The organism is Parafrankia discariae, assembly GCF_000373365.1.
GTDB classification, from domain to species: Bacteria; Actinomycetota; Actinomycetes; order Frankiales; family Frankiaceae; genus Parafrankia; species Parafrankia discariae.
Map to the genome: position 1 here is coordinate 183,273 of NZ_KB891103.1, position 25,347 is coordinate 208,619.

Below are 25,347 nucleotides of genomic sequence, written 5' to 3' on the forward strand. Positions count from 1 at the left end.
AGACCGAGGATCGCCGACGGCCGAGGCACCGGCGACACCCCGGCCCGGCCAGAGCGCGGCGACACCGCCGCCTCCCGGCCCGCCCGGGAGGCGGTCTCACAGCGGGGGCACAGGGATGGCACACTCCGGGCACAGGCCCCGGGCGGACCGTGAACAACATGACGACGGATGCCAGGACCAGCGACAGCAGGGTGACCAGCTCCCACGTGACGGCCACCCGCTCCGCCCCGGCGGAACGGACCGACCTGGTGCCCAGGCCGCGGGTCGGGCTGCTCCCGGCCGGCCAGCCCGTGCTCGACGTGGTCGTCCCGGTCTACAACGAGGAGAACGACCTGGCGCCCTGCGTGCGCCGGCTGCACGCCCATCTGCGGGGGGCCTTTCCGTACCCGTTCCGGATCACGGTCGCGGACAACGCCAGCACCGACACCACGCTGGCCATCGCCCAGGCGCTGGCGCAGGAGCTGCCCGAGGTCTCGGTGATCCATCTCGAGGCGAAGGGGCGCGGCCGCGCGCTGCGCACCGCCTGGGGCGCCTCCGCCGCGCCCGTCCTGGCCTACATGGACGTCGACCTGTCGACGGACCTGGCCGCGCTGCTCCCCCTGGTCGCCCCGCTGATCTCCGGGCACTCCGACCTGGCGATCGGGACCAGGCTCGCGCCGTCGTCCCGAGTCGTGCGCGGGCCGAAGCGGGAGGTGATCTCCCGCTGCTACAACCTGCTGCTGCGCGGCACCCTCGCCGCTCGCTTCACCGACGCCCAGTGCGGTTTCAAGGCCATCCGCGCGGACGTCGCCGCGAGCCTGCTGCCGCTGGTGCAGGACACCGGATGGTTCTTCGACACCGAGATGCTGGTGATCGCCGAGCGGTGCGGCCTGCGCATCCACGAGGTCCCGGTGGACTGGGTGGACGACCCCGACAGCCGGGTGGACGTCCTCGCGACCGCGCTGGCGGACCTGAAGGGCGTCGTCCGGCTCACCCGGGCCCTCGGGACGGGCGCGCTGCCCGTCGCGCAGCTGCGCCACGAGTTCGGACGCGCCCCCCTGACCTGGGCGGCCAACACGGGCCCGGGCCAGCCGGCCGGGCCGGAGACGACCACGAGCGGAGCCGGAGTGGCGGAGATCGGCGGGACCGGAGCGGCGGGGAGAAGAGCCACGGTGATCGGCGTGCCCGCCGGGCTGACCGGGCAGCTGCTGCGGTTCGCCGGGGTGGGGATCGCCAGCACGCTGGCGTATCTGGTGCTGTTCGTGCTGCTGCGCACCGCGGCCGGGGCCCAGGCCGCGAACCTGATCGCGCTGCTGGTGACGGCGGTCGCGAACACGGCCGCGAACCGCCGGCTCACCTTCGGGGTGACCGGCCGCGGCGACGCCGGCCGCCATCACCTGCAGGGGCTGTTCGTCTTCGCCATCGGGCTGGCGCTGACCAGCGGCTCGCTGGCCGCGCTGCACGCGGCGAGCGACTCCCCGGGGCGGTTCCCGGAGGTCAGCGTGCTCGTGCTGGCGAACCTGGCGTCGACGGTCATCCGGTTCCTGCTGATGCGCGCCTGGGTGTTCCACCCGTCCCGGCTGCGCCGCCCGGCCGCCGCGGCGAACCCGTCAGCGGACGGCGGCCCGGACCGCCCGGGCGACGTCCCGGGCCGCTCCGGGCACGGCGCGCACCGGCTCTGAGGCCCCGGCGGCCCCGCCCCACCGGGAACGGGGAACGGGGGGCGGGGGCCGGTCAGGGGCGCAGGATCAGGAGCAGGTCGCCGACCTCGACCGATTCGCCGCTGGAGCGGACGAGTTCGGCGATCTTCCCGGCGGCCGGACTGGTGACCGCGGCCTCCATCTTCATCGCCTCGACCACGGCGAGCTTCTGGCCCTTCTCGATCTCGTCGCCGGCCGCGACGGCGAAGGTGACGATCCCGGGCAGGCCGGCGCCGACCTGGGTGGGGTCGGACGGGTCGGCGTGCCGGGCCGCGGTGGCCGTTGCCTTGATCGAGTTGTCGCGGACCCGGACCGGGCGGGGCTGGCCGTTGACCCGCAGGTAGAGGGTCCGCATGCCGGCGCTGTCCGGCTCGCCGACCGTCTCCAGCGTCACGATGATCTCGACGCCGGGTTTGAGCATGACGCTGGCCGGGCGGCCGGGCTCCAGGCCGAACAGGAACGCCTCGGTCGGGATCACCGAGGAGTCGCCGTAGGTGGCGACGGCCTGCTGGTAGTCCTTCCACGGGCCGGGGAACAGCAGCCGGGACAGCGCCGCGCGCCGCCCCGGGCCGGGCTCGGCGAGCGCGGCGGCGTCCTCGGGGGCGAGGGTGGCCGCGGGCGGCTCGGGGTGGCGCCCGGCCAGTGCCCGCTCCCGGAACGGCTCGGCGAAGCCGGCCGGCGGGGTGCCGAGCTCGCCGGCCAGGTAGCCCAGCACGCTGGCGGGCAGGTCGTACTCCTCGGGATGCTCACGCAGCCGGTCGACGTCCACCGAGCCGCCGGCGATGAACAGTGCCAGGTCACCGACGACCTTGCTGGTCGGGGTGACCTTGATCGGCTTGCCGAGCAGGTCGTTGGCGACGGCGTAGCACTCGGTCACCTGGGCCCAGCGGTCACCGAGGCCGAGGCTGATGGCCTGCTGGCGCAGGTTGGTGAGCTGCCCGCCGGGGATCTCGTGCCGGTACACCGCCCCGGTCGGGGCGCGCAGCCCGGCCTCGAACGGCGAGTACAGGTCGCGCACGGCCTCCCAGTACGACTCCATCGCGGACAGCGCGCCGAGCCGGATGCCGGTCGCCCGCGGGGTGTGGTCGGTGGCCGCGACCAGCGCGGAGAGGTTCGGCTGGCTGGTGCCACCGGACATCGGCGCGGCCGCCGCGTCGACGGCGTCCACCCCCGCGTCGTTGGCCGCGATCAGGGTGGCGAGCTGGCCGCCGGCGGTGTCGTGGGTGTGCAGGTGGACGGGTACGTCGAAGCGCTCCCGCAGCGCGGCGACCAGCGCGTGCGCGGCGGCCGGGCGCAGCAGCCCGGCCATGTCCTTGATCGCCAGGACGTGCACGCCGGCCTCGACGAGCTGGTCGGCCAGGCGCAGGTAGTAGTCGAGGGTGTAGATCCGCTCGCCGGGGTCGGTCAGGTCGCCGGTGTAGCACAGGGTGCCCTCGGCGACGGCGTTCGTCTCCAGCACCGCGGCGATCGCCGGGCGCATCTGCTCGATGTCGTTGAGCGCGTCGAAGATCCGGAAGATGTCGAGGCCGTTGGCGGCGGCCTCGGCGACGAACGCGCGCACGACGTCGTCCGGGTAGGGGGTGTAGCCCACCGCGTTGCGCCCGCGCAGCAGCATCTGCAGGCAGATGTTCGGTACCGCCGCCCGCACCGCGCTCAGCCGCTCCCACGGGTCCTCGGCGAGGAAACGCAGCGCGACGTCGTAGGTGGCCCCGCCCCAGCACTCCAGGCTCAGCAGGTTCGGGGTGAGCTCGGCGAGCGCGGGCGCGGCGGCCAGGATGTCGAAGCTGCGCAGCCGGGTCGCCAGCAGCGACTGGTGCGCGTCGCGCAGGGTGGTGTCGGTGACCGCCAGCGCGGTCCGGGACCGCAGCTCGGCGGCCCAGCCGGCCGGCCCCAGCTCGGTGAGCAGCTGACGCGACCCGGCCGCCGGAGTGTCGGCCGGGTGCAGCTGCGGAAGCAGCGTGCGCGGCTCCGTCAGGGCCACCCCCGCCGGGCGGGCGTGCCCGTTGACGGTGCTCTCCGCCAGCCGGGCGAGCATCCGGCTCGTCGCGTCCCCGTTGTCGAGGGCGTTCACCAGCCCGGGGCGCTCGTCGATGAACGAGGTCGTCACCCCGCCGGCGAGGAAGTCGGGGTCCTCGAGCAGCCGGCTGAGGAACTCGATGTTGGTGCGCACGCCGCGGACCCGGAACTCGCCCAGCGCCCGCCGGGCCCGCCGGGCCGCCTTCTCCAGCGTGGAGCCGCGCGCGGTCAGCTTGACCAGCAGCGAGTCGAAGTACGGGCTGACCTCCGCGCCCGGGTAGGTGGCGCCGTCGAGGCGGACCCCGGGCCCACCCGGCGACTGGTAGAAGGTGATCGTCCCGGTGTCGGGGCGGAAGCCGTCCGAGGGGTCCTCGGTCGTCACCCGGCACTGGATGGCGGTGCCGCGCAGGGCGATCGCGTCCTGGGTGAGGTTGAGGTCGGTCAGGCTCTCCCCGGCGGCGACCCGCAGCTGCGCGGCGACGATGTCGACGCCGGTGACCTCCTCGGTCACCGTGTGCTCCACCTGGATGCGCGGGTTCATCTCCATGAACGTGAACGCGCCGTCCGCGCCCACCAGGAACTCCACCGTCCCGGCGTTGACGTAGCCGACGTGGCGGGCGAAGCGCACCGCGGCGTCGCACAGGGCGTCGCGCAGCGTGCCGTCCAGCGCCGGGGCCGGGGCGATCTCGACGACCTTCTGGTGCCGACGCTGGACCGAACAGTCCCGTTCGAACAGGTGGATGACGTTCCCGTAGCCGTCGGCGAAGACCTGCACCTCGACGTGACGGGGCCGCTCCACCGCCTGCTCCAGGAACACCGTCCCGTCGCCGAACGCCGCCGCGGCCTCCCGCGACGCGCTCGCCACCGCGTCGGCGAGGTCCTCCGGGCGCAGGACCCGGCGCAGACCACGCCCACCGCCACCCGCCGAGGCCTTCACGAACAGCGGGAATCCGACCTCGGCCGCGGCCTCCCGCGCGCCGACGCCGTCCGGCAGCGGCTCGGAGGCCCGTAGCACCGGCAGCCCCGCGGCGATCGCCGCGTTCCGCGCCGCCACCTTGTCACCGGTCAGCCGCAGAACCGCCGGCGGCGGGCCGACGAACGTCACGCCGGCCGCCGCGCATGCCTCCGCCAGCACCGCCGACTCCGACAGGAACCCGTAGCCCGGGTGCAGCGTGTCGGCGTCCGCCTGCTTGGCGACCCGCAACAGCGCGTCGATGTCGAGGTAGCCGCGGACCGGGTGACCCGGCTCGCACAGCTCATAGGCCTCGGACGCCTTCGTGCGGTGCAGCGCGGAGACGTCCTCGGGGGTGTAGACGGCCACTGTCCGCAACCCGAGCTCGTGCGCGGCCCGGAACACCCGCACCGCGATCTCACTGCGGTTTGCCACCAGTACCTTGCGCACGCGCGGCTCCTCACGAACGTCGGCGGTACGTCTCGCACAGACCGAAGGTCCGCCAATTCTGTGCGGATTCCCCGCCGGGCGCCAAAGGTCGTGACATGTGACGCCACGCGCGGGCACAGGTTTGCCTACCCCCGACTCGGTGGTACCCAACCACGCCACCGGTCCGGGAGCCGGCCACGACCGGCCACATGCCCGTGCCTGGGCCCGCCCGGGCCCGCGTCCGGCCCGCGTCCGGGCCCGCGCCCGGCTCAGTAGCGCCAGCGGAGCCGGGCGACGATCTCGGCCTGATCCTCGCCGGCGAACAGCTCGATCTCGCCGCGGCGGACCGCGATGATCGTGGCGTGCAGCTCGATGCCCAGGGCGTCGCGCAGCACCTCGTCCGCCTCGAAGGCGGCGACCGCCTCACCCAGCCCGGTCGGCAGCCGGCGGATCCCGCGCCGGGCGAGCTCCGGGCCGGCCAGACCCGCCGGATCGCACCCGACCGGCTCGGGCAGTACGGCGGTGCCGGCCCGGCGCGGATCGTCCGGAGACCCCGGGGACTCCAGGGCCTCCAGGGACTCCAGGCCGGCGAGCCCGGCGGCCAGCGCGCCACCGACGGCCAGGTACGGGTTCGCGGCCAGGTCGAAGCACTTGACCTCGACGTTCGCCGCCCCCGGCGCCCCCTCGGCCCCGACGATCAGCCGGATCGCGGCCTCCCGGTTCTCCAGGCCCCAGCACGCGTACGCCCCGGCCCAGTGGGACGGCACGAGGCGCAGGTAGGAGGCCACGCTGGGGGCACCGAGAGCCATCAGGGCGGGCAGCCGTCCGAGGATGCCCGCGACGAACGCCTCGCCCGCCGCGGTGAGGCCGCACGGCCCCGTCCCGCCGGACATCAGACTCGTCCCACCAAGGCCGTCGCCGGCATCGGTGCCGCCGCCGGGACCGTCGCCGTCGCCATCGCCGTTGCCGGTGCCCGTGCCCGTGCCGGTGCCGGTGCCGGTGCCGGTGCCGGTGCCGGTGCCGGTGCGGTGCAGGCTGAGGTGGAGGTGACCGCCGTTGCCGACGCTGCCGGCGAGGACCTTGGGCGAGAACGAGGCCCGCAGCCCGTGCCGCAGCGACACCGCCCGCACCGTCTCCCGGGTCAGCACGGCGGTGTCGGCGGCCCCGAGCGGGTCCTCCGCCGCGACCGACACCTCGAACTGCCCGGCGGCGTACTCCGGATGGATCTGCAGGACGGCGATCCGCTGGCTGGTCAGGGCGACGGTCAGATCCCGCAGGTAGTCGGAGAGCTCGACCACCCGGGTCATCCCGTACGCGGGCCCGGAGCAGGCGGGGACGAAGTCGTCCCGGCCGGCCGGGGAGACCGTCCACTCGATCTCGAACCCGGCGAGGCAGCGCAGCCCGCGGCCGGCCAGCCGCGCGGTCTGGGCCCGGACGAGGGCCCGGCAGTCCTGCGGGTGCGGCCGGCCGGCGAGGTCGAAGCGGTCGGCCGGCGCCCAGGCCCAGCCGGGCTGGGCGTGCAGCGGGGTGAGCCGGCCGAGGTCGGGGCGCAGGCGCAGGTCACCGACCGGCCCGCCGGCGTACCGGGTGACGAGTGTGGAGTCGTCGACGAGGAACGCGTCGAAGGTCGGTGACGCGCCCACGCCGTGCTTCACCGCGTGGGCCAGCCGGGCCACCGGCACGCCTTTCATCCGGGTTACGCCCGCGTTGTCCACCCAGGTGAGCGCGACCGCCACGACGTCCCGGGCGGTCAGCTCGGCCGCCACCGGCCCGGCCATGTCCTGGTTCATGACCGGCATGATCCTCGGAATCGGGGCCGGTCGCACACCGGTGTCGTCCACAGGCGGGTACCCCCGAAATCCCCGGTGGGCAGCGGACATCCTGGCTTCGCGGTTCGGTTGTCCCCAGAGCGAGGGCATTCATCCACAAGTTATCCACAGGCTGTGGCTGACGGTGGACGGCGGCGGCCGACTAACCTCCGTCAGCACGCATGCGCGGGCGGTGAAACGGGCACGATCATGTGGTGCTGCCGTGTGTGGAGAGCCTCTCCCTGGTCGACCATCACTGTCACGGGCTGCTCCTGCGCGATCTCGACCGTCCCGGCTTCGAGCGGATGCTCACCGAGGCCGACGAGCCGGGCCCGGCCGGGACGACCCTCTTCGACAGCCACCTCGGGTTCGCCGTGCGCCGCTGGTGCGCCCCCGTCCTGGACCTGCCCCGGCACGCCGCGCCGGACGTCTACCTCGCGCGGCGCCAGGAGCTCGGCGTCGAGGAGGTCAACCGGCGTTTCCTGCGCGCCGCCGGCATCGGCGCGTTCTGCGTGGACGCCGGCTACCTGCCCGAGCCGCTGACGTCGGCGACCGAGATAGCCACCGCCAGCGGCGGCACGGGCCACGACATCCTGCGGCTGGAGCGCCTCGCCGAGGCGCTGGCGGTCGACATCCTCACCGGCCAGCTCGGGGTGACCCACTTCGCCGACACCGTCCGCGAGCGGGTGGCCGGCGCGAGCCCGACGACCGTGGGCTTCAAGTCGGTCGCCGCCTACCGGGTCGGCCTCGACCTGCCGGCGAGCCGCCCGACCGACCGGGAGGTGGCGGCCGCCGTCCGCGACTGGCTCGGCCTGATCCGCCGCGGGGTCCCCATCCGGCTCGCCGACCCGGTGCTGCACGCGTTCCTGATCTGGACGGGCGTGGACGCCGGCCTGCCGGTGCAGATCCACGTCGGGTACGGCGACGCCGAGCTCGACCTGCTCCGGTGCAACCCGCTGCTGCTCACCGGCCTGCTGCGGGCCCTCGCGCCGACCGGGGTGCCGGTGATGCTGCTGCACTGCTACCCCTATCACCGGGAGGCCGGCTACCTGGCCCAGGTGTTCCCGACCGTCCACCTCGATGTCGGGCTCGCCCTGCACAACGTCGGGCGCCGCGCCCCGGCGCTGCTGGCCGAGGCGCTCGAGCTCGCCCCGTTCAGCAGGTTCCTGTTCTCCACCGACGCGTTCGGGCTCGCCGAGCTCTACCTGCTCGGCGCCCGGCTGTTCCGGCAGGCCCTGTCCACCGTGCTCGGCGACGGCGTCGCGGACGGCGACTGGACCGACGAGGACGCCGGGCGCGTCGCCGAGCTCATCGGGGCGGGCAACGCCCGGCGCATCTACCGCCTCGCCGAGGCGGGGCGCGAGACGACCGCCGTCACGTCGTCGCGTTCCCCCGGCCGGTCGAGTGGGCCCCGGGTCACCACGCCGGCGCCCGCTACGCTCGACGACTGATGAGCAGCACCCGGACTGACCAGCCTGACCAGCGCCTCGGCCGCTGTGGTGTGACCGGCGTACCCGCGGTGACCAGAACCGGGCGGCCGGGCCGATGATCGTGGCGATCGAGGGGGTCGACGGCGCGGGCAAGAACACGCTGACGACCCGCCTGGTCGAGGCGGTGACCGCGACGGGGCGCACCGCCGGCACCTTCGCCTTCCCCCGTTACACCGCGGGCCCGCTGGGCACGGCGGTGCGGGCGATGCTCGACGGCGACGAACGGCTCGCCGGCCTGGCCGGTTCGGCCCGCGCGACCGCGGTGCTGTTCGCGCTCGACCGGGCGAACGCCCTGCCCGAGTTGGCAAGGTGCGTGGCCGCGCACGACGTGCTGTTCGTGGACCGCTACCTCGGCTCGAACGCGGCCTACGGAGCCGCCCGGCTGCCCGCTCCCGAGCGCGCCGAGTTCCTCGACTGGATAGCCGAGCTGGAGCTGACCCGGCTGGGCCTGCCCCGGCCCGACCTGCAGGTGCTGCTGGACGTCCCGGTGGAGACGGCGCGGGCCGCCGCGCGGGCCCGCGCGGCGCGGGACACCGCCCGGGCGCTGGACACCTTCGAGAGCGACGCGGGCCTGCAGGCGCGCTGCGCCGAGATCTACCTGTCGCTGGCCGCGGACGGCTGGGTCGCGCCCTGGATGGTCGTCGACCGCGAGACGGGCGCCCCGAAGATCCTCAGCACCCTGTTCGCCTGACCCCGAGCGCGCCACCGCGCGGCCGCGGGACCCACATTTCGTCCCCGAGTTGTCCCCAGATGGCGAGATGGTCCCTGACCGGCCGGACAGTAGCCAACCAGATCTGTTCCGAGGGAACAGATCCGTCCCCGGATTCCACACCCTGCGGCCATGGCGGCGAATCATGGCGCGATGCAAGAGTTCACCTATGGGATCACCTACGGACATCGATTTGTTGCGCGAGCTGGAACCGGTCGCCGAGACCAACGTCAACCGGCATCTCGGGCTCGCCGCCGAGTGGATGCCCCACGAGTACGTGCCGTGGAGCCTGGGCCGCGACTTCGACACGACCCCGTGGGAGCCCGGCCAGTCAGCGCTGTCCGAGGCCGCCCAGATAGCCTTCGAGGTCAATCTGCTCACCGAGGACAACCTGCCCAGCTACCACCGTGAGATCGCCGTCGCGTTCGGCCGGGACGGCGCCTGGGGGACCTGGGTCGGGCGGTGGACCGCCGAGGAGGGCCGGCACGCGATGGCCATGCGTGACTACCTCCTGGTGACCCGGGCGGTCGATCCCGTGACGCTCGAACGCGACCGGATGCTGCAGATGCAGCGCGGCTACGACTCGGGCGGCAAGACCCCGCTGGAGGCCATGGCCTACGTGTCGTTCCAGGAGCTGGCCACCCGGGTCAGCCACCGCAACACCGGACGGGTCACCGGCGAGCCGCTCGCCGAGAAGCTGCTCACCCGGGTGGCGGCGGACGAGAACCTGCACATGATCTTCTACCGGAACCTGGTGGCCGCGGCCCTCGGGCTGGCGCCCGACCGCATGGTGCCGGTCATCCGCGACGAGATCGTGAACTTCCAGATGCCCGGCACGGGCATCCGCGACTTCGGCCGCAAGGCCCGCTACATCGCCCAGGCCGGCATCTACGACCTGCGGATCCACCACGACGACGTCGTCTCGCCCATCCTTCGGCACTGGAAGCTCCTCGACCTGGAGGGGCTGTCCGGCGAGGCGGCGAAGGCCCGGGACGAGATCGGCGAGTTCATGGCCGGCCTCGACGCGCTGGCCACCCGGCAGGAAGAGAAGAAGGCCGCCGCCCAGGCCCGCCGCGAGGCGCGCGAGGGCCGCGACCGGCAGGACCGGCAGGACGCGGCGGTTCCGGTCGGCTGAGCCGGGGGAACAGCCCGGCCGGGGGAACGCGGGGGTGGTGTTCGTAACGGCTGCCCGACATCCGTAGTGTCCGTGGCGTGCCGGCCGGATGATCCGGTCGCACCGGCCCGACAACGGACGGAACGGACGGAGCGCTGTGACGGACGGAGCGCAGTGAGCGAGCATCGCGGGTCCGCGCGCCGGATCTCCCCGATCCAGGCGGCGTTCGGAGTGCTGGCGGGAGTCGTCCTGCTGGTGGCGGTCCTGATCAGTCAGAAGGGCGCCAGCCCGGAAAGCACCGCCGCCGCCCGGTCCCCCTCCCCGGCCCCGACGACGACCAGCGCACCCGCCGGTGGCACCGTCACCGGCACTCCCGACTCCGGGGCCAAGCGGCAGGGGTCTCCGCCGCCCGGCTCGGGTGCCGGCGGCGAGACCGTCGCGGCGGGCGGCTCGGGCACCCGGCCGGCCGGTTCGACGTCCACGGCGGGCACCCGCCCGGCCGGGGCGGCGGGGTCCGCGCGCTCCCCGCGGCCGCGCCCGGGCGGCGGTCACGGCCAGGAGCCGGTGCTCGACCTCCGGCTCCCCCCGGTCGCCGTGCCCACCTGCGTCATCAACTGCCGCTGACGCCACGCGACTGCCGCCACCCGCCCACCGCCGGGCGGGGTCGGCGCCGGCGGCTCTCGGCGCCACCGCCTCACACGTTCCTCTCACGTCGGGCGGGTTTCCTCGGTGCACGCCGTGCCCCGCCGACCCGCCACGCCGGGACGCGGTCCCGGACGCCGGCTGTTCGAGGATGGGTGAGATGAGGGACGCACCACCACCGCCGCCGCGGCCCGGTGAGGACGCCACCGCCCCGGCCCGGGCCCCCCGGATCCTGGTCGTCGACGACGAGCCCAACATCGTCGACCTCGTCCGGATGGCGCTGCGCTTCCACGGCTTCGACGTCGTCACGGCGGCCACCGGCCGGGAGGCGCTCACCCGCGCCGCCGCGGACCGGCCCGACCTGCTGATCCTGGACGTCATGCTGCCCGACGCCGACGGGTTCGAGGTGTGCCGGCGACTGCGCGCGGACGGGGCGGAGGTCGGCGTCGTCTACCTCACGGCCCGCGACGCGCACCGGGACAAGATCACCGGGTTCACCTACGGCGGCGACGACTACATCACCAAGCCGTTCGCCGTGGAGGAGCTGATCGCCCGGGTGCGGGCGGTGCTGCGCCGGACCCGCCGCCCGGAACCGGAGCCGTCGTCCGCGCCCGGCCTGCTCTCCTACGCCGACGTGGAGCTCGACCCGGACGCCCACCTGGTGCGCCGCGCGGGCCGGCCGGTCGAGCTCTCCCCCACCGAGTTCTCGCTGCTGCGCTACTTCCTGCACAACCCCAACCGGGTGCTCTCCCGGGCCCAGATCCTGGACGCGGTGTGGGACAGCGACTTCGACGGCGAACCGACCGTCGTCGACCAGTACGTGAGCTACCTGCGGCGCAAGCTCGGCCAGCACGGGCCGCCGCTCATCCACACCCAGCGCGGCTTCGGCTACGCCCTGCGCGCCCCCGGGCCCGAGACCGGCGGGCCCGAGCGCTCTCGATGACGCTGCGGCTGAAGCTCATGCTCGGCCTGGTGGCGCTGACCGCCATCGGCCTCAGCCTGACGATCGTCGCGACCGTCGTCGCGCTGCGCGGCTACCTCGTCGACCGCGTCGACGTCCGGCTGCGGGCCGTCGAGCAGGTCACCCGGCTGCCGCTGACGGCGCTGCTGGCCGGGGCGCCCGCGGACAGCCGGCCCGTCCTGGAGCGGGCGGTCGCGCCCACCGACTACGTGGTGGAGGCCCGCCGCTCCGACGGCCGGATCCTGCGGGTGGCCGGCCCGGCGGACCTCACCCAGCCGCTGCTCACACGGATCGACACCGGGCCGGCCGCGGAGCGGGGCGTGGCGGCGGCCACGGAGAGATCCCCCGCGGGGCGGACCGTGCCGCCGGCCGTCGACGGCACCCCGTTCACCGTCACCTACGGTGGCGAGCGGTACCGGGCGGTGCTCGACCACCTCCCGGGCGGCGAGACGCTGATCGCCCAGCCGCTGACGACCGTCCGGGACACCCTGCGCCGGCTGGTCGCCGCGGCGGCGGTCGCGGCACTGGTGGTGCTGGCCGCCATCGCCGCGCTGGCCTGGCTGCTGCTCACCCGCGGCCTGCGCCCGCTGCGCGCCACCGCGCGCACCGCGTCCGCGATCGCCGCCGGCGACCTGTCCCGCCGGGTGCCGGAGGGGTCGCCACGCTCGGAGACCGGCCAGCTCGGCCGGGCGCTGAACATCATGCTCGGCCAGATCCAGGCCGCGTTCGCCGCCCGGGTCGCCTCCCAGAACAACCTGCGCCGTTTCGCCGCGGACGCCTCGCACGAGCTGCGCACGCCGCTGACGTCGATCCGCGGCTACGTCGACCTGCTGCGGGCCGGCATGGTCCCGCCGGCCGAGACCGACGACACGCTGCGGCGGGTGGCCGAGGAGACCGCCCGCATGCAGACCCTCGTCGACGACCTCCTCTACCTCGCGCACCTCGACGAGCTGCGCCCCCGCGACCGGGTGGACGTCGACCTGGTGACGATCGCCGAGGACGCGGCCGCGAACCTGCGGGCGGTCGATCCCGGCCGCCCGGTCACCGTCGAGGTCGAGACCGGTCCCGAGGCCGGCCGGCACGTCCCCGGTGATCCGGACGCGTTGCGCCAGCTGCTGGGCAACCTGCTGACCAACGCGCGCGTGCACACCCCCGCGGGCACCCCGGTGACCGTGCGAGTCACCGGCTGGGACACGGCCACCCCGGCCCGGGACCGCACGGCCGTCCTGGCGGTCGAGGACGGCGGGCCCGGCATGCCGCCGGAGGTCACGCGGCACGTCTTCGACCGCTTCTACCGGGCGGCCGGCAGCAGGGCCCGGGGCCGCTCCGGCAGCGGCCTCGGGCTGTCGATCGTCGCGGCCACGGCGGCCGCGCACGGCGGTCGCGCCGAAGTGAGCAGCACCCCCGAGGGGGGCACCTCCTTTCGGGTGTACCTGCCTGGGGGTGTTTCCGACCAGACCCCCGCTGACCAGGCCTGACCTGCGGTGGACGGCCCGTTCCGGCCCACAGGGAAGGGGCGCGGGGGCGGTCCGGACGATGTCGGCGGCTGGCTCCCGACGGCGTACCCGGGTCGGCGTGAGGTCTGACACGGCCTCCTGACGTACCAGAGGGTGCACAGGTAATTCTGTTTCTTCTCGCATCCGGCTCACAGACGGACGGTGTGCGCTCGGCTCAGGACCCAGCCGAGCCCGGCCGACGTGAGCGTGATCGGACGAACACGAGCACCTGGCCTCCAGCACGGATCTTCGAGGAGCCGCCATGCCGCCCGCCACGCCGCCCACCACCGGTCCGCGCCCACCCACCACCACCCGTGCTCGGGCCGAGGCGGCCGTGCTGGCGGTGATCTGCGGCGCGGTGGTCGGCACCCTCGCCGACAGGCTGGCCGCCCGGATCGCCGTGTCGCGGGCGAACCGCCGTCTCGGCGGACGTCTCGGCGAGCTCGGCGCGACGATCCGCGTCCGCCCGCCGAGCTTCCCCTACCTGCTCAACGCCGCCACCGGACGGCCGTCCACCCTGGAGCTCTCCGCGACCGCCACCTACGGTGAGCTGCGCCGCCTGCGCAGCGGTTGCGACGCTCAGGGCAACACCTGGGACGACCCGTCGTTCGCGCTGATGTCACTGTTCGGCGGCTACGCCGGGGTGTTCGGCGACTCCTGCGGGCCGGTCGTCCGCCCCGGCCGGACCCGGGGCACGGTCAGGGGCGGCGACGGGGGCGCCTTCCCGGCCGGCCGCGCCGACGATCCCGACATCCTCGCCGCCCTCGACCGCCTCGGTGACATCGAGGGCTTCGACGCGCTGGACGGCTTCGACGCGCTGGACGGCCTCGGTGGTTCGGACGGCTTCGACGATCTGGGAGGCCTGGGTGGTCTGAGGGGTCGCGGCGGCGTCGGCGACGGGTGCCGCGCGCGGCGGCCATCCCCCACCCGGTGGACCGAGATCACCTACGGCGGGGACGAACGGCTCTCCATCGGCACCGAGATCGAACTGCCGGACCGCTCACTGCCGGTCCGGATCATCGGCACGCCCCTCGTCCGGGACGGCCGGCTCGCCCTGGTACCCGAGGAGATCGTCCTGGGCGACCAGCGACTGCCCGGCGAGCTGATGACTCCGGCGCACACCGCGGTCTTCGCCGAACCGGTCGTGCTGCTGCCCTCCTTCCCCCGAGGCACCCGCCTCGCCGACGTCGTCGCGACCCCCGAAGGCCTCCGCCTGCGCCTGGAGCAGCGCGACCCCGCCCGCCGCTGACCACAGCGGCCTGGCCGGCGCGCCGCCCGGCGATGCGTGGCGGTCGAGTGAGTCCCGGCTGTCGCTCAACCGCCACGGTTGCTCGGCAGCGCGCGTACCGGCGCCGTACGTCGGCTCGGGTACGAGCGGATACGTCCGCGGACGGATGACCGCCCGGCCCGGGGTCGCTACCGTCGGAGCGGTGGAGGGAGCCCGGCGAGCTGAGCACCCGCCGCCGGCCGAGCGCCCACCGCGGGCCGGGGTGCGCGCTCTGGCGGCACGGCTGACCGCGGCGCGCGGGCTGTGGAACCGGCTGGAGGCCGTCGCGGGGCTCGAGGGCTTCCCCCGCTACCCGGGCAGCGCCCTGATCGCGCGGATCCCCGCCGGGCGGGCCCGCCGAGCGGGGACCGCGGTCGCCGGTGACGTCCTGCCCACCGCCGTCGTCGGCCTGATCCTGCTGGTCGGGTCGACGAACGCGGCGCACGACCAGATCCCGCCCGGGCACGCTCTGGACGGGATCGCCTATCTGCTGCTGGCGCTGGCGGTGGTTGTCTTCCCGCTGCGCAGGTACGCCCCGCGGGTCCTGCTCGCCGTCGAGACCCTGATCATCGGCGGTTACACCGCCGTCGGCTATCCGCACGGGCCACCGATGCTGGCGGTCGCCGCGGCCGCCTTCACCGTGGGCGTGCGGGTGCCCGCGCGGACGGCCGGCCGCGCGGCGAAGGCGTGCGCGGTCGTGCTGCTGCTCGCCAGCGCGGTGTCGTTCGCCCGCGGCTATCTCGACAGCGGGTGGGACCTCGCCTACACCTGCATCGGTGTTCTCTGCGTGGCCTTCATCCCGGCAGTGCTGGGCGCGCTGCTGCGGCTGAGCCGCCTCGCCTCGGCGCGGGCGGAGGAGGAGGCCACCCGGCGGCGGATCGAGCAGGAGCGGCTGCGGATGGCCCGCGAGGTCCACGACGTCGTCGGCCACGGGCTCTCGATCATCTCGCTGCAGGCCGCGGTGGCCCTGCATGTGCTCGACCGGCGGCCGGAGCAGGCACAGCTCGCGCTGGAGGCGATCCGCCGCACCAGCGTCGACGCGCTGGACGAGCTGCGGGCGACCCTCGCCCTCACCCGCGCCCGCGACGCCCGAACCGGCGTCGACCGCGCGGACCGTTTCTCCCCGCCCGCCGCGCCGACGGGAGCCGCCGGAGCTGGGAGCACCCGGGAGACGGGAAGCACCGTGCTCGTTGGGGACACCGCGCGCCCCGGAGGCACCGGGTCCGGCGGGCCCGCCGGACGAGGCGAGGGCGACGGCGCGGGCGGTACCGGTCCCGGCCCCGGCCCCGGTGAGGCGCTCCGGACGCCGTTGACCGGGCTCGACCGGCTGCCGGGGCTGGTCTCCGAGGTCCGGCTGTGCGGCATCGCCGTGGAGCTGGTCACCGAAGGAGATCTCACCGACCTGCCCGCCGAGGTCGATCTCGCCGCCTACCGGATCGTCCAGGAGTCGCTGACGAACGTGCTGCGGCACGCCGGCCCGGCCCGGGCCCGGGTCACCCTCCGCTCCACCGTGGACCGCCTGGAGGTCGAGATCGTCGACGAGCCCACCGAGCTCGGCGCCGACCTGCCCGCCGACGGCGAGCCGCTCGTCCGCTCGACCGGGCATGGGCTGCGCGGCCTGCGCGAACGTGTGGACGAGCTCGGCGGGTCCCTGACGGCGGGCCCGTGCCCGCGGGGAGGATGGAGCGTGCGCACCGACCTGCCCACGCCGGTCGCGCCCACCGACCCGGCCTCGCCCGCGGCCCCGGCACCGGCTCCAGCCCCGAATCCGGCCGCGTCCCGTCGTTTCGGAGCGGCCCGGTGATCCGGGTCGTGGTCGCCGACGACCAGCCGCTCATCCGGCTCGGGCTGAAGGTGCTGATCGAGACCGAGGACGACCTCGAGCTCGCCGGCGAGGCCGAGGACGGCCAGGCCGCGCTGGCCCTGGTCCGCCGCACCCGCCCGGACGTCGTCCTGCTCGACATCAGGATGCCCGTCCTGGACGGCCTCGCCGCCCTGCGCGCGATCACCGCCGATCCCGGGCTGACCGCCACCCGGGTCGTCATGGTCACCACGTTCGAGCTGGACGAGTACGTCTTCGAGGCGCTGCGCCACGGCGCGTCCGGGTTCGTCCTGAAGGACACCGAGCCCGCGGACCTGCTCCGCGCCGTCCGGGTCGTCGCCGCCGGTGAGTCGCTGCTCTCGCCCACGATCACCCGCCGCGTCATCGAGACCTTCGCCCGCCGGCCGGCGGCCCCGGCCGCGGTGGACCTGACCAGCCTCACCGTCCGGGAACGCGAGGTGATGGGCCTGGTGGGGCTGGGCCTGTCCAACGACGAGATCGCCGCCCGGCTGGTCATCAGCCCGGCGACCGCCCGCACCCACGTGAGCCGGGTGATGGTCAAGCTCTCCGCCCGGGACCGCACCCAGCTCGCCGTCCTCGCCAACCAGGCGGGCCTGGCCGGCTGACCCGCCGCCGCGCCGTCGGCGCCAGCCGCGCCGGACGGGTCAGCCCGGCGGCGCGCCGTCCTCGAGGTAGGCCGTCGTGCCGTCGGCCCGCGCCGCCAGGCAGGCGGCCACCCGCCGGGCCAGCGGCGGTCTCATCCGGTGGGGCAGCTCGTCCGCCGCCACGAACGACCAGTCGGCGAGCTCGTCGGCCGGCAGTCGGATGCCGGCCGTCTCCTCCGGTGTCAGCACGCCGCCGTCGAACACCACGATCAGCCCCTCGGTGCGCTCCGGCCCGGGGGGCACCCAGTCGACGGCCAGCAGCCGGCCGGGCGGGCGGTCCAGGCCCAGTTCCTCGGCGAGCTCGCGGCGGGCCGCCGCCAGGGGTGCCTCGTCGGCCTCGACCACACCGCCGGGCAGGTCCCAGCCGGGCCGGTAGGTCGGGCGGACCAGCAGGACCCGGCCGGCACCGTCGACGAACAGCACCCCGGCCGCCATCCGCTTACGGGGCAGGCCGCTCCGCCAGGCCCGGGCGGCTGACGCGGCGGGAGTCTCCATGCCCGCGACGGTAGCGCCGGCTTCGAGGAGATGCGCACAGCCGCGTACACGGAATGCGCCCGGTTGCGCAGCCGGATGACGATCGTCGCCGGACGACGCGGGATCGCGTCACGGCCAGTCTGATCGGCATGACGACAACGACGAGCGACACCGGCCCGGACGCCCGGACGCGGGCCCCGGTGATCGACCTCCCGCCCGCCGGGACCCCGGGTGGTGCCCGCGGGAGCGGCCGGCCGGGCCGCTCCCGGGCCGCGATCGACGTCCACGGGCTGACCAAGCGGTACGGGCGGCGGACGGTAGTCCGCGACCTCGACATCAGCGTGCCCACCGGGGTGGTCGCCGGCTTCGTCGGCCCGAACGGGGCGGGCAAGACCACGACGCTGCGGATGCTGCTCGGCCTGGTCCGGCCGAGCGCGGGCGGCGGGACGATCCTCGGCGAGCCGCTGGGCGCGCCAGCTCGGTACCTGCCCCGGGTCGGCGCGCTGATCGAGAGCCCGGCGCTGTACCCGACGCTGTCCGGGCGTCGCAACCTCGCGTCGCTGGCGGTGCTCGCCGGGCAGGACCCGGCCGGCGTCGACGCGATCCTGGCCGAGGTCGGGCTGGCCGGCCGCGGCGACGACGCCTTCCGGACCTATTCGCTCGGGATGAAGCAGCGCCTCGCCATCGGCGCGGCGCTGCTCTCCGACCCGGACCTGCTCATTTTGGACGAGCCGACGAACGGCCTCGACCCCAGCGGCATCCGGCAGATGCGGGCGCTGGTCCGCTCACTGGCCGACGGCAAGCGGGACACCGGCGCGCACGGCCGGCCGCGCACCGTCCTGGTCTCCTCCCACCTCCTCTCGGAGGTCGAGCAGATCTGCGACTGGATCATCGTGGTCGAGCGGGGCCGGCTCGCCTACCAGGGCCCGACGGACGGCCTGATGGCCGCCACGACCACCCGGGTCGAGCTGCGCCCCGAGCACGCCGACTCCCTCGGGATGCTGGCGGACCTGGTGGCCGGCCTCGGGCTGCCCGTGGACCGCGCGGGCGACCGCCTGCTCGTCGAGCTCGACCACACCGGGCCGGCCGGCGGCCCCGGGCCGGACGGACCGGACGGACCGGAAACGCCGGGCGGGCCGGACGCCGTCCTCGCCGGGCTCAACCGGGCCGCGCTCGCCCGCGGCATCACGCTCGTCGAGATGACCCCCCAGCGGACCAGCCTGGAGGACCGCTACCAGGGCCTGGTCGAAAGCAACGGAGCCGAAGGCGACGGAGCCGAGGACAACGGAGGGGAAGTCCGATGACCGGCGTCTACACCGTGGCGCGCAGCTACCACGCCGAGCTGATCAAACTGCGCCGGCCGAGCACGGCGCTGGCGATGGCCGTCCTCGGGTTCCTCACCGTCCTGTCGACGGTGCTGGCGATGGCCCTCGCCGACGAGAAGCCGACCCCGCCCGACCCCGGCACCGGGCCGGGCTTCGATCTCTCCCTCGCCCAGCTCGCGTCGTCCCAGGGCCTGATCCTGGGCTTCCGCGGCGGCACGACCTTCATCGGCCTGCTCGTCTTCGTGGTCTTCGCGATCAGCATGACCACCGAGTACGGTCAGGGAACGCTGCGCACCCTGTTTCTGAAGGAGCCCCGCCGGCTGGGCTGGCTGGCCGGGCGGCTCGGCGTCACGCTGTCCGCGGTCGCGGTGTCGCTGGTCGCCGCGCTCGGCCTGAGCGTCGCCGCCGCGACGGTCATGGCCGCCGTCCGGGACGTCGACACGAGCGCGTGGTGGACGTCGGCCGCGTTCGGCGAGGTGGCGGGCGCCTACGCGAACGCGCTGCTCGCGGCGGTCTTCTTCGCCCTGGTCGGCACGACGCTGGGAATCCTGCTGCGCTCGACGAGCGCCGCGCTGCTCATCGGCATCGCGTGGATGTTCCCGATCGAGCACATCGTCCAGGAGTCGTGGAGCGGGGCCACCCGGGTCCTGCCGGGGCTCGTCTTCGACGCGGTCGGCCGGGGCGGCCTGCCGGACGCCTCCTACCGGCCGGCGCTGCTCACCGCCGTCGCGTACGCGCTGGTGGCCGCCGCGATCGGCGCGGTGAGCCTGCGCCGCCGGGACGTCACGGCCTGACCGGGCCCGCCGAGGCCACCGGCTCCGGTCCGGTCCGCTCCGGAGCGGACCGGTTCACCCCGGTCCACCCCGGTCCGGTCCGGTGGGGAGATTCGCCCAGCTCACCCGGGTCGGTAGCCGAATCTCCCCGGCACGGCGTTGACTGGGGGCATGACCGAAGGCACACCGGTGGGACGGCGGGTCGTCTTCGCCATGCTCGGCCTCGGGGCGCTGGGCGTCGCCGTCGGCGCGGACGTGCAGCGCGGCACCGACCGGCTGATCGTCCCGCTGCGCGAGAACGACCCGACGGGGCTCATCGACCTGCTCCCCGCCGGCGGGTTCCGCTACTACTCGATCGTCGCCTCCGTGCCGGAACGAACGGCCGCGGACTACGAACTGCGGGTCCACGGCCTGGTCGACCGGCCGCTCACCCTCACTCTGGACGACCTCTCCCGAATGCCGCAGACCGAGCTCGTGCGCGACTTCCAGTGTGTGACGGGCTGGCGGGTCACCGCCGTCCGCTGGACGGGTGTGCGCCTCGCGGACCTGCTGGACGCGGCCGGCATCCGCCCGGGGGCGACCGCGCTGACCTTCCGCTCGTTCGACGGCGCCTACGACGAGAGCCTGACGATCGACCAGGCCCGCCGGCCCGACGTCCTGGTCGCCCTCACCATGTTGGACGGTCCGGTCACGCACGATCACGGTGGTCCCGTCCGGCTGTACGTGGCACCGATGTACGGCTACAAGTCGATCAAGTGGCTCGCCGAGATCGAGCTGGTCGACACCGTCACTCCCGGGTTCTGGGAGCGGCAGGGCTACGACGTCGACGGCTGGATCGGAAAGTCGAACGGCCGCGACGATGCGCCCGTCTGAGGACCCGGCCGGGGACGGGCCGGCCGTGGGGTTCGTGCGCCGGTTCGGCCTGGCGACCCGCTGGGCGCACTGGAGCACCGCGGCGCTGACGGCGGTGTGCCTGGCGACGGCGGCCGTCCTGTACCTCGGACCGCTGGCGACGCTGGTGGGCCGGCGCCAGCTGGTCGCGACGGTGCACCTCTACGCCGGGCTCGCCCTGCCGGTACCGATGCTGGCCGCGGCGCTCTCCGCCGCATACCGGCGTGACGTCGCCGCGCTGGACCGCTTCACCCCCGCCGACTGGAGGTGGCTCCGAACGAGACCACGCCGCCGGCAGCCGGCCGCGGTCGGCAAGTTCAACGCGGGCCAGAAGCTGTACGCCGCGTTCGTCGCGGGAGCCGTGCTCGTCATGCTCGGCACCGGTGTGATCATGCAGTTCGGCGGTGCCTTCGCCGTCACCTACCGCACCGGTGCCACGTTCGTGCACGACCTGCTGGCCCTCGGGCTGTTCGCCGGAGTCTGCGGCCACCTGTGGATGGCCTCCCGCGACCCGGCCGCCCGGCTGGGGATGCGCACCGGCGTGGTCCCCCGGGCCTGGGCCCTGCGCGAGCATCCCGCGTGGCGCACCGAACCCGACCCACCGCCGACCGAGTGACCTGGCCGTCGCCTTCCCTGACGGCGATGTCTCGTCAGCTGTGTGCGCCCAGCGTCTGGTCAAGGGTCCAGATGCGAACATCGGCAAGGCCGGTCCGCTCCCGATAGATCTCGCGCTCGACGAGAATCGAAAGGTCACCGCAGCCGAGACCCTGCACGGCGTGATCGACCAGACCCAGGCCGGTGGCGCCGCCATCGACCAGCTTACGCAGAAAATCACCATCCCAGGCGGAGCTGTTAAGACTCCACGGCGCCTTCCCCTCAGCCACCAGTTCGAGCATCTTGGCGAACCGGATGGCGGTATCACGACGATGGAAACCACTCTTGACCTGCGCGATGTGGTTACCAGTCTCGACGACTACCGCGCTGGGCAGGATCAGGCTCTCGTCGAGGCTCCGTCTCCTGCCGAGTTCGTCGAGTACCCGAGCACGCTCCTGGTCGCGCTCAGGAATCTCAAGAATGTTACATAATATGGATGTGTCAACAAACCAGATGGGAGGTCTCATTCGATCCCCAGCAGCCTGTCGAAATCCGCGAAATCCCGGCGGCGGACCTCGGGGCGAACCATCCGATCCAGTGCGATCAGGTCGCCGAGCCGGCCCGACGCCATCGCCTCCGCGTAGCCGTCGAGATCAGTAAGCCTGCTCAGCTCGCTCAACCCGTGCTCCCCGCCGCGGAAGCAGACGATCACGTCCTGGTTGAGAGATCCCGGCAGGGCGTTGAGCAGGGCAGGGCTGTGGGTCGTGACGACGACCTGCGTGTCACGCTCCTCGATCGTCTTCTGGATCAGAGCGAGCATGCGGGACGCCTGTGAAGGATGAAGGCCGTTCTCGATCTCCTCGATCACAAGCAGCACCTTCGCCGCGCTCCCGTCGGTGACCCCGGGATCGAGATCCAGCCCGTCGGCGGCCGTCAGCAGCGCTGTCGCCACCGCCATGAACCGCAGTAGACCGTCACTCAGTTCGCGGGCGGGCGTCAGATCGGCGGGAGCCGATCCCTCTCTGATCGCGAGCATCACGTCACCCAGGCTGGAGCGGGTGACGATGATGTCCTCGGCCGGAGCGTCCGCCACCTCCCGGACGAGGTCCTGTAGGCGAGCGAATGCGCCGGGGTCCTCCGTGATCAGCTGGCCGATCGCGGCCGAGAGGTTCTCTCCCGTCCGGCGAAGACCATGGTCCCGACCCGGGACGTAGTCCCGCATCAGATGCGGAACCGGATCCAGGTGAAAAGTCCCCCGTAGAGCCGTGACCACCGCGTCCGCAGCGTCCAGGACGGCTTTCTCCGCCCGGTTCCGGGCTGGTAGACGGCCAGCCAGCTGGGAAATAACCAGCCGTGAGTCACGAAACGTGTGAACGGGATTTCGCCCACGCCTTCCGTTGAAGGTCTCCGCCTCGATCGCCGTCGCCGCGGGAGGCGCCGGACGGGTCCGCAGGAGCACGTGGTCGTCGACGGTGGCCGCGGAAACGGTCGGCGCGGGCCCGCTGAGCGTCTCCGAGATGATCCGAAGATCTGGGTCGACCTGTACCTCGACATCGAAGTGCACCGCTTGGCCGTCAAGGCTCACAGTGCACCCAAGCTGGAACCCGCTCGATCCGTGCGGCGCGCACCCGCGTGAGCCGCCCCGGACCGGGCCCCCTTCGCGTCGCCGGCCGTCCAGCGCGTCCGACAGGTCCTCGCCGCCGGCCAGCCGCGCGAGCACCTCGATGCCGTCCAAAGCGTTGGACTTGCCGCTGCTGTTGCGCCCGGTGAGGACAGTGAACGAGGACAGCGGCAGCACGGCTCCGCTGAAGGACTTGAAGGCGGTGAGCCTGATCTCCCGCAGTTCGGCTCGTGCCACGCTCCGACTCTAGCCGCGCCGGCTCCCGGACCGATCACACTTGGGTGGCCGACCTGTCTCCGCCGAGTGCGGAGGCGCCCAAGGCGTCGGCGCCGCGGCGCGTGGCGCGCCGCCGACCGACGCCGGGGCCCCTAGGGCGCGTAGGCGCCGGATGCCTCGGAGTCGAGGGCGCCCGTCACCCCCAGGGCGAAGCCGAGGACGACGAAGACCAGGCCGACCCCGAACGAGACGAGGCACCAGGTCTTGGCCTTGCCGGACGCCTCCAGGGCGCCGGCGTAGTCGCCGATCTGCTGCCGGCTCTGTACCTTCGTCGCGAAGACGATCGCGGCGATCCCGGCGGGCAGGCAACACAGCAGGGTGCAGACGATCGACTGCCACAGGTAGGTCGGGATCTGCTGACCGTAGGGGGGCGGCGGGCCGAAGCCGCCGGGCCCGTTCACCGGCGGCGGGTAGCCACCCTGCTGGGGGTAGCCACCCTGCTGGGAGTAGCCACCGAAGTCCTGCGGGGCCCCGTAGCCGCCCGGGGGCGGCCCATAGCCGCCGGGCGGGGGTGGCGGCGCCCCCCAGCCGCCCTGCTGGGGGTGCTGGCCGCCCGCATTGGGGTCATGGCCGCCGTAGCCGCCGGGCGGCGGGTACTCGGGTGGCTGGGACACGTCGTCTCCAATTGTCGATGCGCCACACAGGCACCGTTACGCACGCGGACGCGGACGCTCCACGCGGCGGACATTGTGCCACACGCGACACACACGCTTCCGAAGGCGACACCATCAACAACACGAACTACATAAGAGCAACTACTTCACTTTTGCTTGTCTCCTAGACGACAGGAGCGGCCCGAAACAACCATCCGCTACGCAGGGCGACAGTCCATGCGGGATCCCTCCCCCCGTCTACCTGCTCATGTGAACCCGTGTACTCTGCCGTCACAACTGTCTAGTCACGTCACAGTGACCGGAGGAATTCGCCAGCCAAGGCATGTGGGAGTCGTCCGCTTCGTCACGAAGCAGCGGGTGGGGATCGGGGGGTCCACAACGACACCGCCCGGCACGCCAGATGCCAGGCACGGAGGGATATCCGCGGTGAGACATCGTGCGGAGGGTGAGCCCAACCCCCCGAACACACGGACCGGCGCGCACAAGCGGCGCCGTCCCACCCGCAACCCCGCGTGGATCGCGTCGCTCGGCGTCATGGCCATCGTCGCCATGGCCGTCGGCTGGACGCTCGCCCCGGAACACGACGGCGCCGGTTCGGCGGTGGTCGAGGCCTCGGCCATCGACGCCGAGGGCCTGCGCGCCACCCGGACGCACACCCCGCCCGGCAACGGGCCCACCGGCACGGCCAGGCCGTCCGCGGCGGCGAGCCTCAGCCCGTCACCGGCTCCGGCCGCCACCACCCAGGCACCGGCGGCGTCACCGCCCACGCGCGCCCCGCAGGCCGCCACCGTCCCGCGGGCGGCGGCACCGGCCGCGCCGGCGGCCCCGGCCGGCGGTGGCGGCGGCCGGGTCCCCGGCGGGATGAGCGGCGTCTACGCGAACTCGATGGCCACGGTCCGCAACTGGGAGGGCCTGCGCGGCTCACCGGTGAACGTCGTCCTGACCTTCGCCGACCGCAACAGCTGGGAGACGATCACCCACCCGTGGCTCGGCGGCAGCCCGGAGAAGTTCTCCACCTTCCCCGGCACCTGGGTCATCTCGCAGCCGTTCTTCCCGAAGGGCCAGGGCAGCATGGGGGCCTGTGGCTCCGGCGCCTACAACAGCCAGTGGGCGGAGTTCGGCCGGTGGCTGGTCGCCAAGGGGCGGCCGGCGACGATCATCAGGCTCGCCTGGGAGTTCAACGGCAACTGGTTCGAGTGGGCGGTGCGCGGCAATCCCACCGCGTACGTGAACTGCTTCCGCCAGGTCGTCAGCGCGATCCGGTCGACCGACCCGCAGGTCCGCATCGACTGGGCGATGAACGCCCACAGCAGCAGCCCGTGGGCCGCCTACCCGGGTGACGGATACGTCGACATCATCGGGATCGACTCCTACGACCAGTGGCCCGCCAGCACCACGCCGGCCAAGTTCGACGAGCAGTGCAACCAGGCGGTGGGCCTGTGCTCGGCGATCCGCTTCGCCCGCCAGCACGGCAAGCAGTTCTCCGTGCCCGAGTGGGGCCTCGTCGCGCGGTCCGACACGGAGGCCGGCCGGGCCGGGCAGGCCGGCGGCGACAACCCGGTGTACATCCAGAAGATGTACGACACCTTCCGGGCCAACGCCGACGTCCTGGCCTACGAGACGTACTTCAACGACTCACGGGCCAACAACGTCCACTCCTCGCTGGTGGCCCCCAACGAGAACCCGAACGGCGCCGGCACCTACGCGTCCCTCTGGTAGCCGTCCTGTC

General features: G+C 73.9%; 21 protein-coding genes. 15 read left to right on the forward strand and 6 right to left on the reverse strand.

What is annotated here, in order from left to right:
- The first annotated feature begins 158 nt into the window (after positions 1–158).
- On the forward strand, positions 159–1,661 hold the full coding sequence (locus tag B056_RS0102855; RefSeq protein WP_230202794.1) for a bifunctional glycosyltransferase family 2/GtrA family protein: 1,503 nt from the start codon (positions 159–161) through the stop codon (positions 1,659–1,661).
- Positions 1,662–1,713: 52 nt separating this feature from the next.
- On the opposite strand, the gene B056_RS0102860 is transcribed toward B056_RS0102855, so the two are convergent.
- Complete coding sequence (locus tag B056_RS0102860; protein ID WP_018500395.1) at positions 1,714–5,097, reverse strand: pyruvate carboxylase; 3,384 nt, start codon at positions 5,095–5,097, stop codon at positions 1,714–1,716.
- A gap of 248 nt (positions 5,098–5,345) precedes the next feature.
- Entirely contained in the window at positions 5,346–6,866 is a 1,521-nt protein-coding gene (locus tag B056_RS0102865; protein ID WP_154676795.1) for a type I glutamate--ammonia ligase, read from the reverse strand.
- A 230-nt stretch (positions 6,867–7,096) separates the two neighbouring features.
- Between B056_RS0102865 and B056_RS0102870 the strand changes: the two genes are divergently transcribed.
- The 9 genes from B056_RS0102870 (at position 7,097) to B056_RS0102910 (ending at position 17,011) form a co-directional block, all read left to right on the forward strand.
- On the forward strand, positions 7,097–8,335 hold the full coding sequence (locus B056_RS0102870; RefSeq protein ID WP_018500397.1) for an amidohydrolase family protein: 1,239 nt from the start codon (positions 7,097–7,099) through the stop codon (positions 8,333–8,335).
- Between the two features lie 94 nt (positions 8,336–8,429).
- Positions 8,430–9,065 (forward strand): dTMP kinase, encoded by a 636-nt coding sequence (locus B056_RS0102875; RefSeq protein ID WP_018500398.1) that lies wholly within the window; start codon positions 8,430–8,432, stop codon positions 9,063–9,065.
- A gap of 187 nt (positions 9,066–9,252) precedes the next feature.
- Entirely contained in the window at positions 9,253–10,218 is a 966-nt protein-coding gene (locus tag B056_RS0102880) for an acyl-ACP desaturase (protein WP_026239258.1), read from the forward strand.
- 153 nt (positions 10,219–10,371) lie between these two features.
- Positions 10,372–10,821, forward strand: a complete 450-nt coding sequence (locus tag B056_RS0102885) for a hypothetical protein (protein ID WP_018500400.1) — start codon at positions 10,372–10,374, stop codon at positions 10,819–10,821.
- A 178-nt stretch (positions 10,822–10,999) separates the two neighbouring features.
- Positions 11,000–11,782: a response regulator transcription factor gene (locus tag B056_RS0102890; RefSeq protein WP_020572280.1), complete on the forward strand. Its 783-nt coding sequence runs from the start codon at positions 11,000–11,002 to the stop codon at positions 11,780–11,782.
- Positions 11,779–13,278 carry a sensor histidine kinase gene (locus tag B056_RS34860; RefSeq protein WP_018500402.1) on the forward strand — a complete coding sequence of 500 codons (1,500 nt, stop codon included), beginning with the start codon at positions 11,779–11,781 and terminating at the stop codon, positions 13,276–13,278. Before B056_RS0102890 ends, B056_RS34860 begins: the two co-directional genes overlap by 4 nt.
- A gap of 280 nt (positions 13,279–13,558) precedes the next feature.
- The gene (locus B056_RS0102900) at positions 13,559–14,545 is read left to right on the forward strand and encodes a hypothetical protein (RefSeq protein ID WP_018500403.1); all 987 of its coding nucleotides are present in this window, start codon (positions 13,559–13,561) and stop codon (positions 14,543–14,545) included.
- 181 nt (positions 14,546–14,726) lie between these two features.
- Positions 14,727–16,367: a histidine kinase gene (locus B056_RS0102905; RefSeq protein WP_020572281.1), complete on the forward strand. Its 1,641-nt coding sequence runs from the start codon at positions 14,727–14,729 to the stop codon at positions 16,365–16,367.
- Positions 16,364–17,011: a response regulator gene (locus B056_RS0102910; RefSeq protein WP_018500405.1), complete on the forward strand. Its 648-nt coding sequence runs from the start codon at positions 16,364–16,366 to the stop codon at positions 17,009–17,011. Before B056_RS0102905 ends, B056_RS0102910 begins: the two co-directional genes overlap by 4 nt.
- A 39-nt stretch (positions 17,012–17,050) precedes the next feature.
- On the opposite strand, the gene B056_RS0102915 is transcribed toward B056_RS0102910, so the two are convergent.
- The gene (locus B056_RS0102915) at positions 17,051–17,545 is read right to left on the reverse strand and encodes an NUDIX domain-containing protein (protein WP_026239259.1); all 495 of its coding nucleotides are present in this window, start codon (positions 17,543–17,545) and stop codon (positions 17,051–17,053) included.
- Between the two features lie 128 nt (positions 17,546–17,673).
- Here B056_RS0102915 and B056_RS34865 point away from each other — a divergent pair, with 128 nt between their 5' ends.
- The 4 genes from B056_RS34865 (at position 17,674) to B056_RS0102935 (ending at position 21,129) form a co-directional block, all read left to right on the forward strand.
- Positions 17,674–18,828, forward strand: coding sequence for an ABC transporter ATP-binding protein (locus B056_RS34865; RefSeq protein ID WP_018500407.1), 1,155 nt, complete (start codon positions 17,674–17,676; stop codon positions 18,826–18,828).
- Positions 18,825–19,643 carry an ABC transporter permease gene (locus B056_RS0102925; protein ID WP_018500408.1) on the forward strand — a complete coding sequence of 273 codons (819 nt, stop codon included), beginning with the start codon at positions 18,825–18,827 and terminating at the stop codon, positions 19,641–19,643. Before B056_RS34865 ends, B056_RS0102925 begins: the two co-directional genes overlap by 4 nt.
- A gap of 150 nt (positions 19,644–19,793) precedes the next feature.
- Positions 19,794–20,495 carry a molybdopterin-dependent oxidoreductase gene (locus tag B056_RS0102930; RefSeq protein ID WP_018500409.1) on the forward strand — a complete coding sequence of 234 codons (702 nt, stop codon included), beginning with the start codon at positions 19,794–19,796 and terminating at the stop codon, positions 20,493–20,495.
- The gene (locus tag B056_RS0102935) at positions 20,482–21,129 is read left to right on the forward strand and encodes a cytochrome b/b6 domain-containing protein (RefSeq protein ID WP_018500410.1); all 648 of its coding nucleotides are present in this window, start codon (positions 20,482–20,484) and stop codon (positions 21,127–21,129) included. The genes B056_RS0102930 and B056_RS0102935 overlap by 14 nt, the downstream gene beginning before the upstream one ends.
- A 34-nt stretch (positions 21,130–21,163) precedes the next feature.
- On the opposite strand, the gene B056_RS34870 is transcribed toward B056_RS0102935, so the two are convergent.
- From B056_RS34870 to B056_RS0102950, 3 genes are all read right to left on the reverse strand, one after another.
- Positions 21,164–21,634, reverse strand: a complete 471-nt coding sequence (locus B056_RS34870; protein ID WP_035749940.1) for a hypothetical protein — start codon at positions 21,632–21,634, stop codon at positions 21,164–21,166.
- The gene (locus B056_RS0102945; protein WP_018500412.1) at positions 21,631–22,965 is read right to left on the reverse strand and encodes an AAA family ATPase; all 1,335 of its coding nucleotides are present in this window, start codon (positions 22,963–22,965) and stop codon (positions 21,631–21,633) included. Before B056_RS0102945 ends, B056_RS34870 begins: the two co-directional genes overlap by 4 nt.
- Before the next feature lie 131 nt (positions 22,966–23,096).
- Positions 23,097–23,618, reverse strand: coding sequence for a CD225/dispanin family protein (locus tag B056_RS0102950; RefSeq protein WP_018500413.1), 522 nt, complete (start codon positions 23,616–23,618; stop codon positions 23,097–23,099).
- 426 nt (positions 23,619–24,044) lie between these two features.
- Here B056_RS0102950 and B056_RS0102955 point away from each other — a divergent pair, with 426 nt between their 5' ends.
- Positions 24,045–25,337 carry a glycoside hydrolase family 26 protein gene (locus B056_RS0102955; protein ID WP_026239261.1) on the forward strand — a complete coding sequence of 431 codons (1,293 nt, stop codon included), beginning with the start codon at positions 24,045–24,047 and terminating at the stop codon, positions 25,335–25,337.
- Positions 25,338–25,347 lie beyond the last annotated feature (10 nt).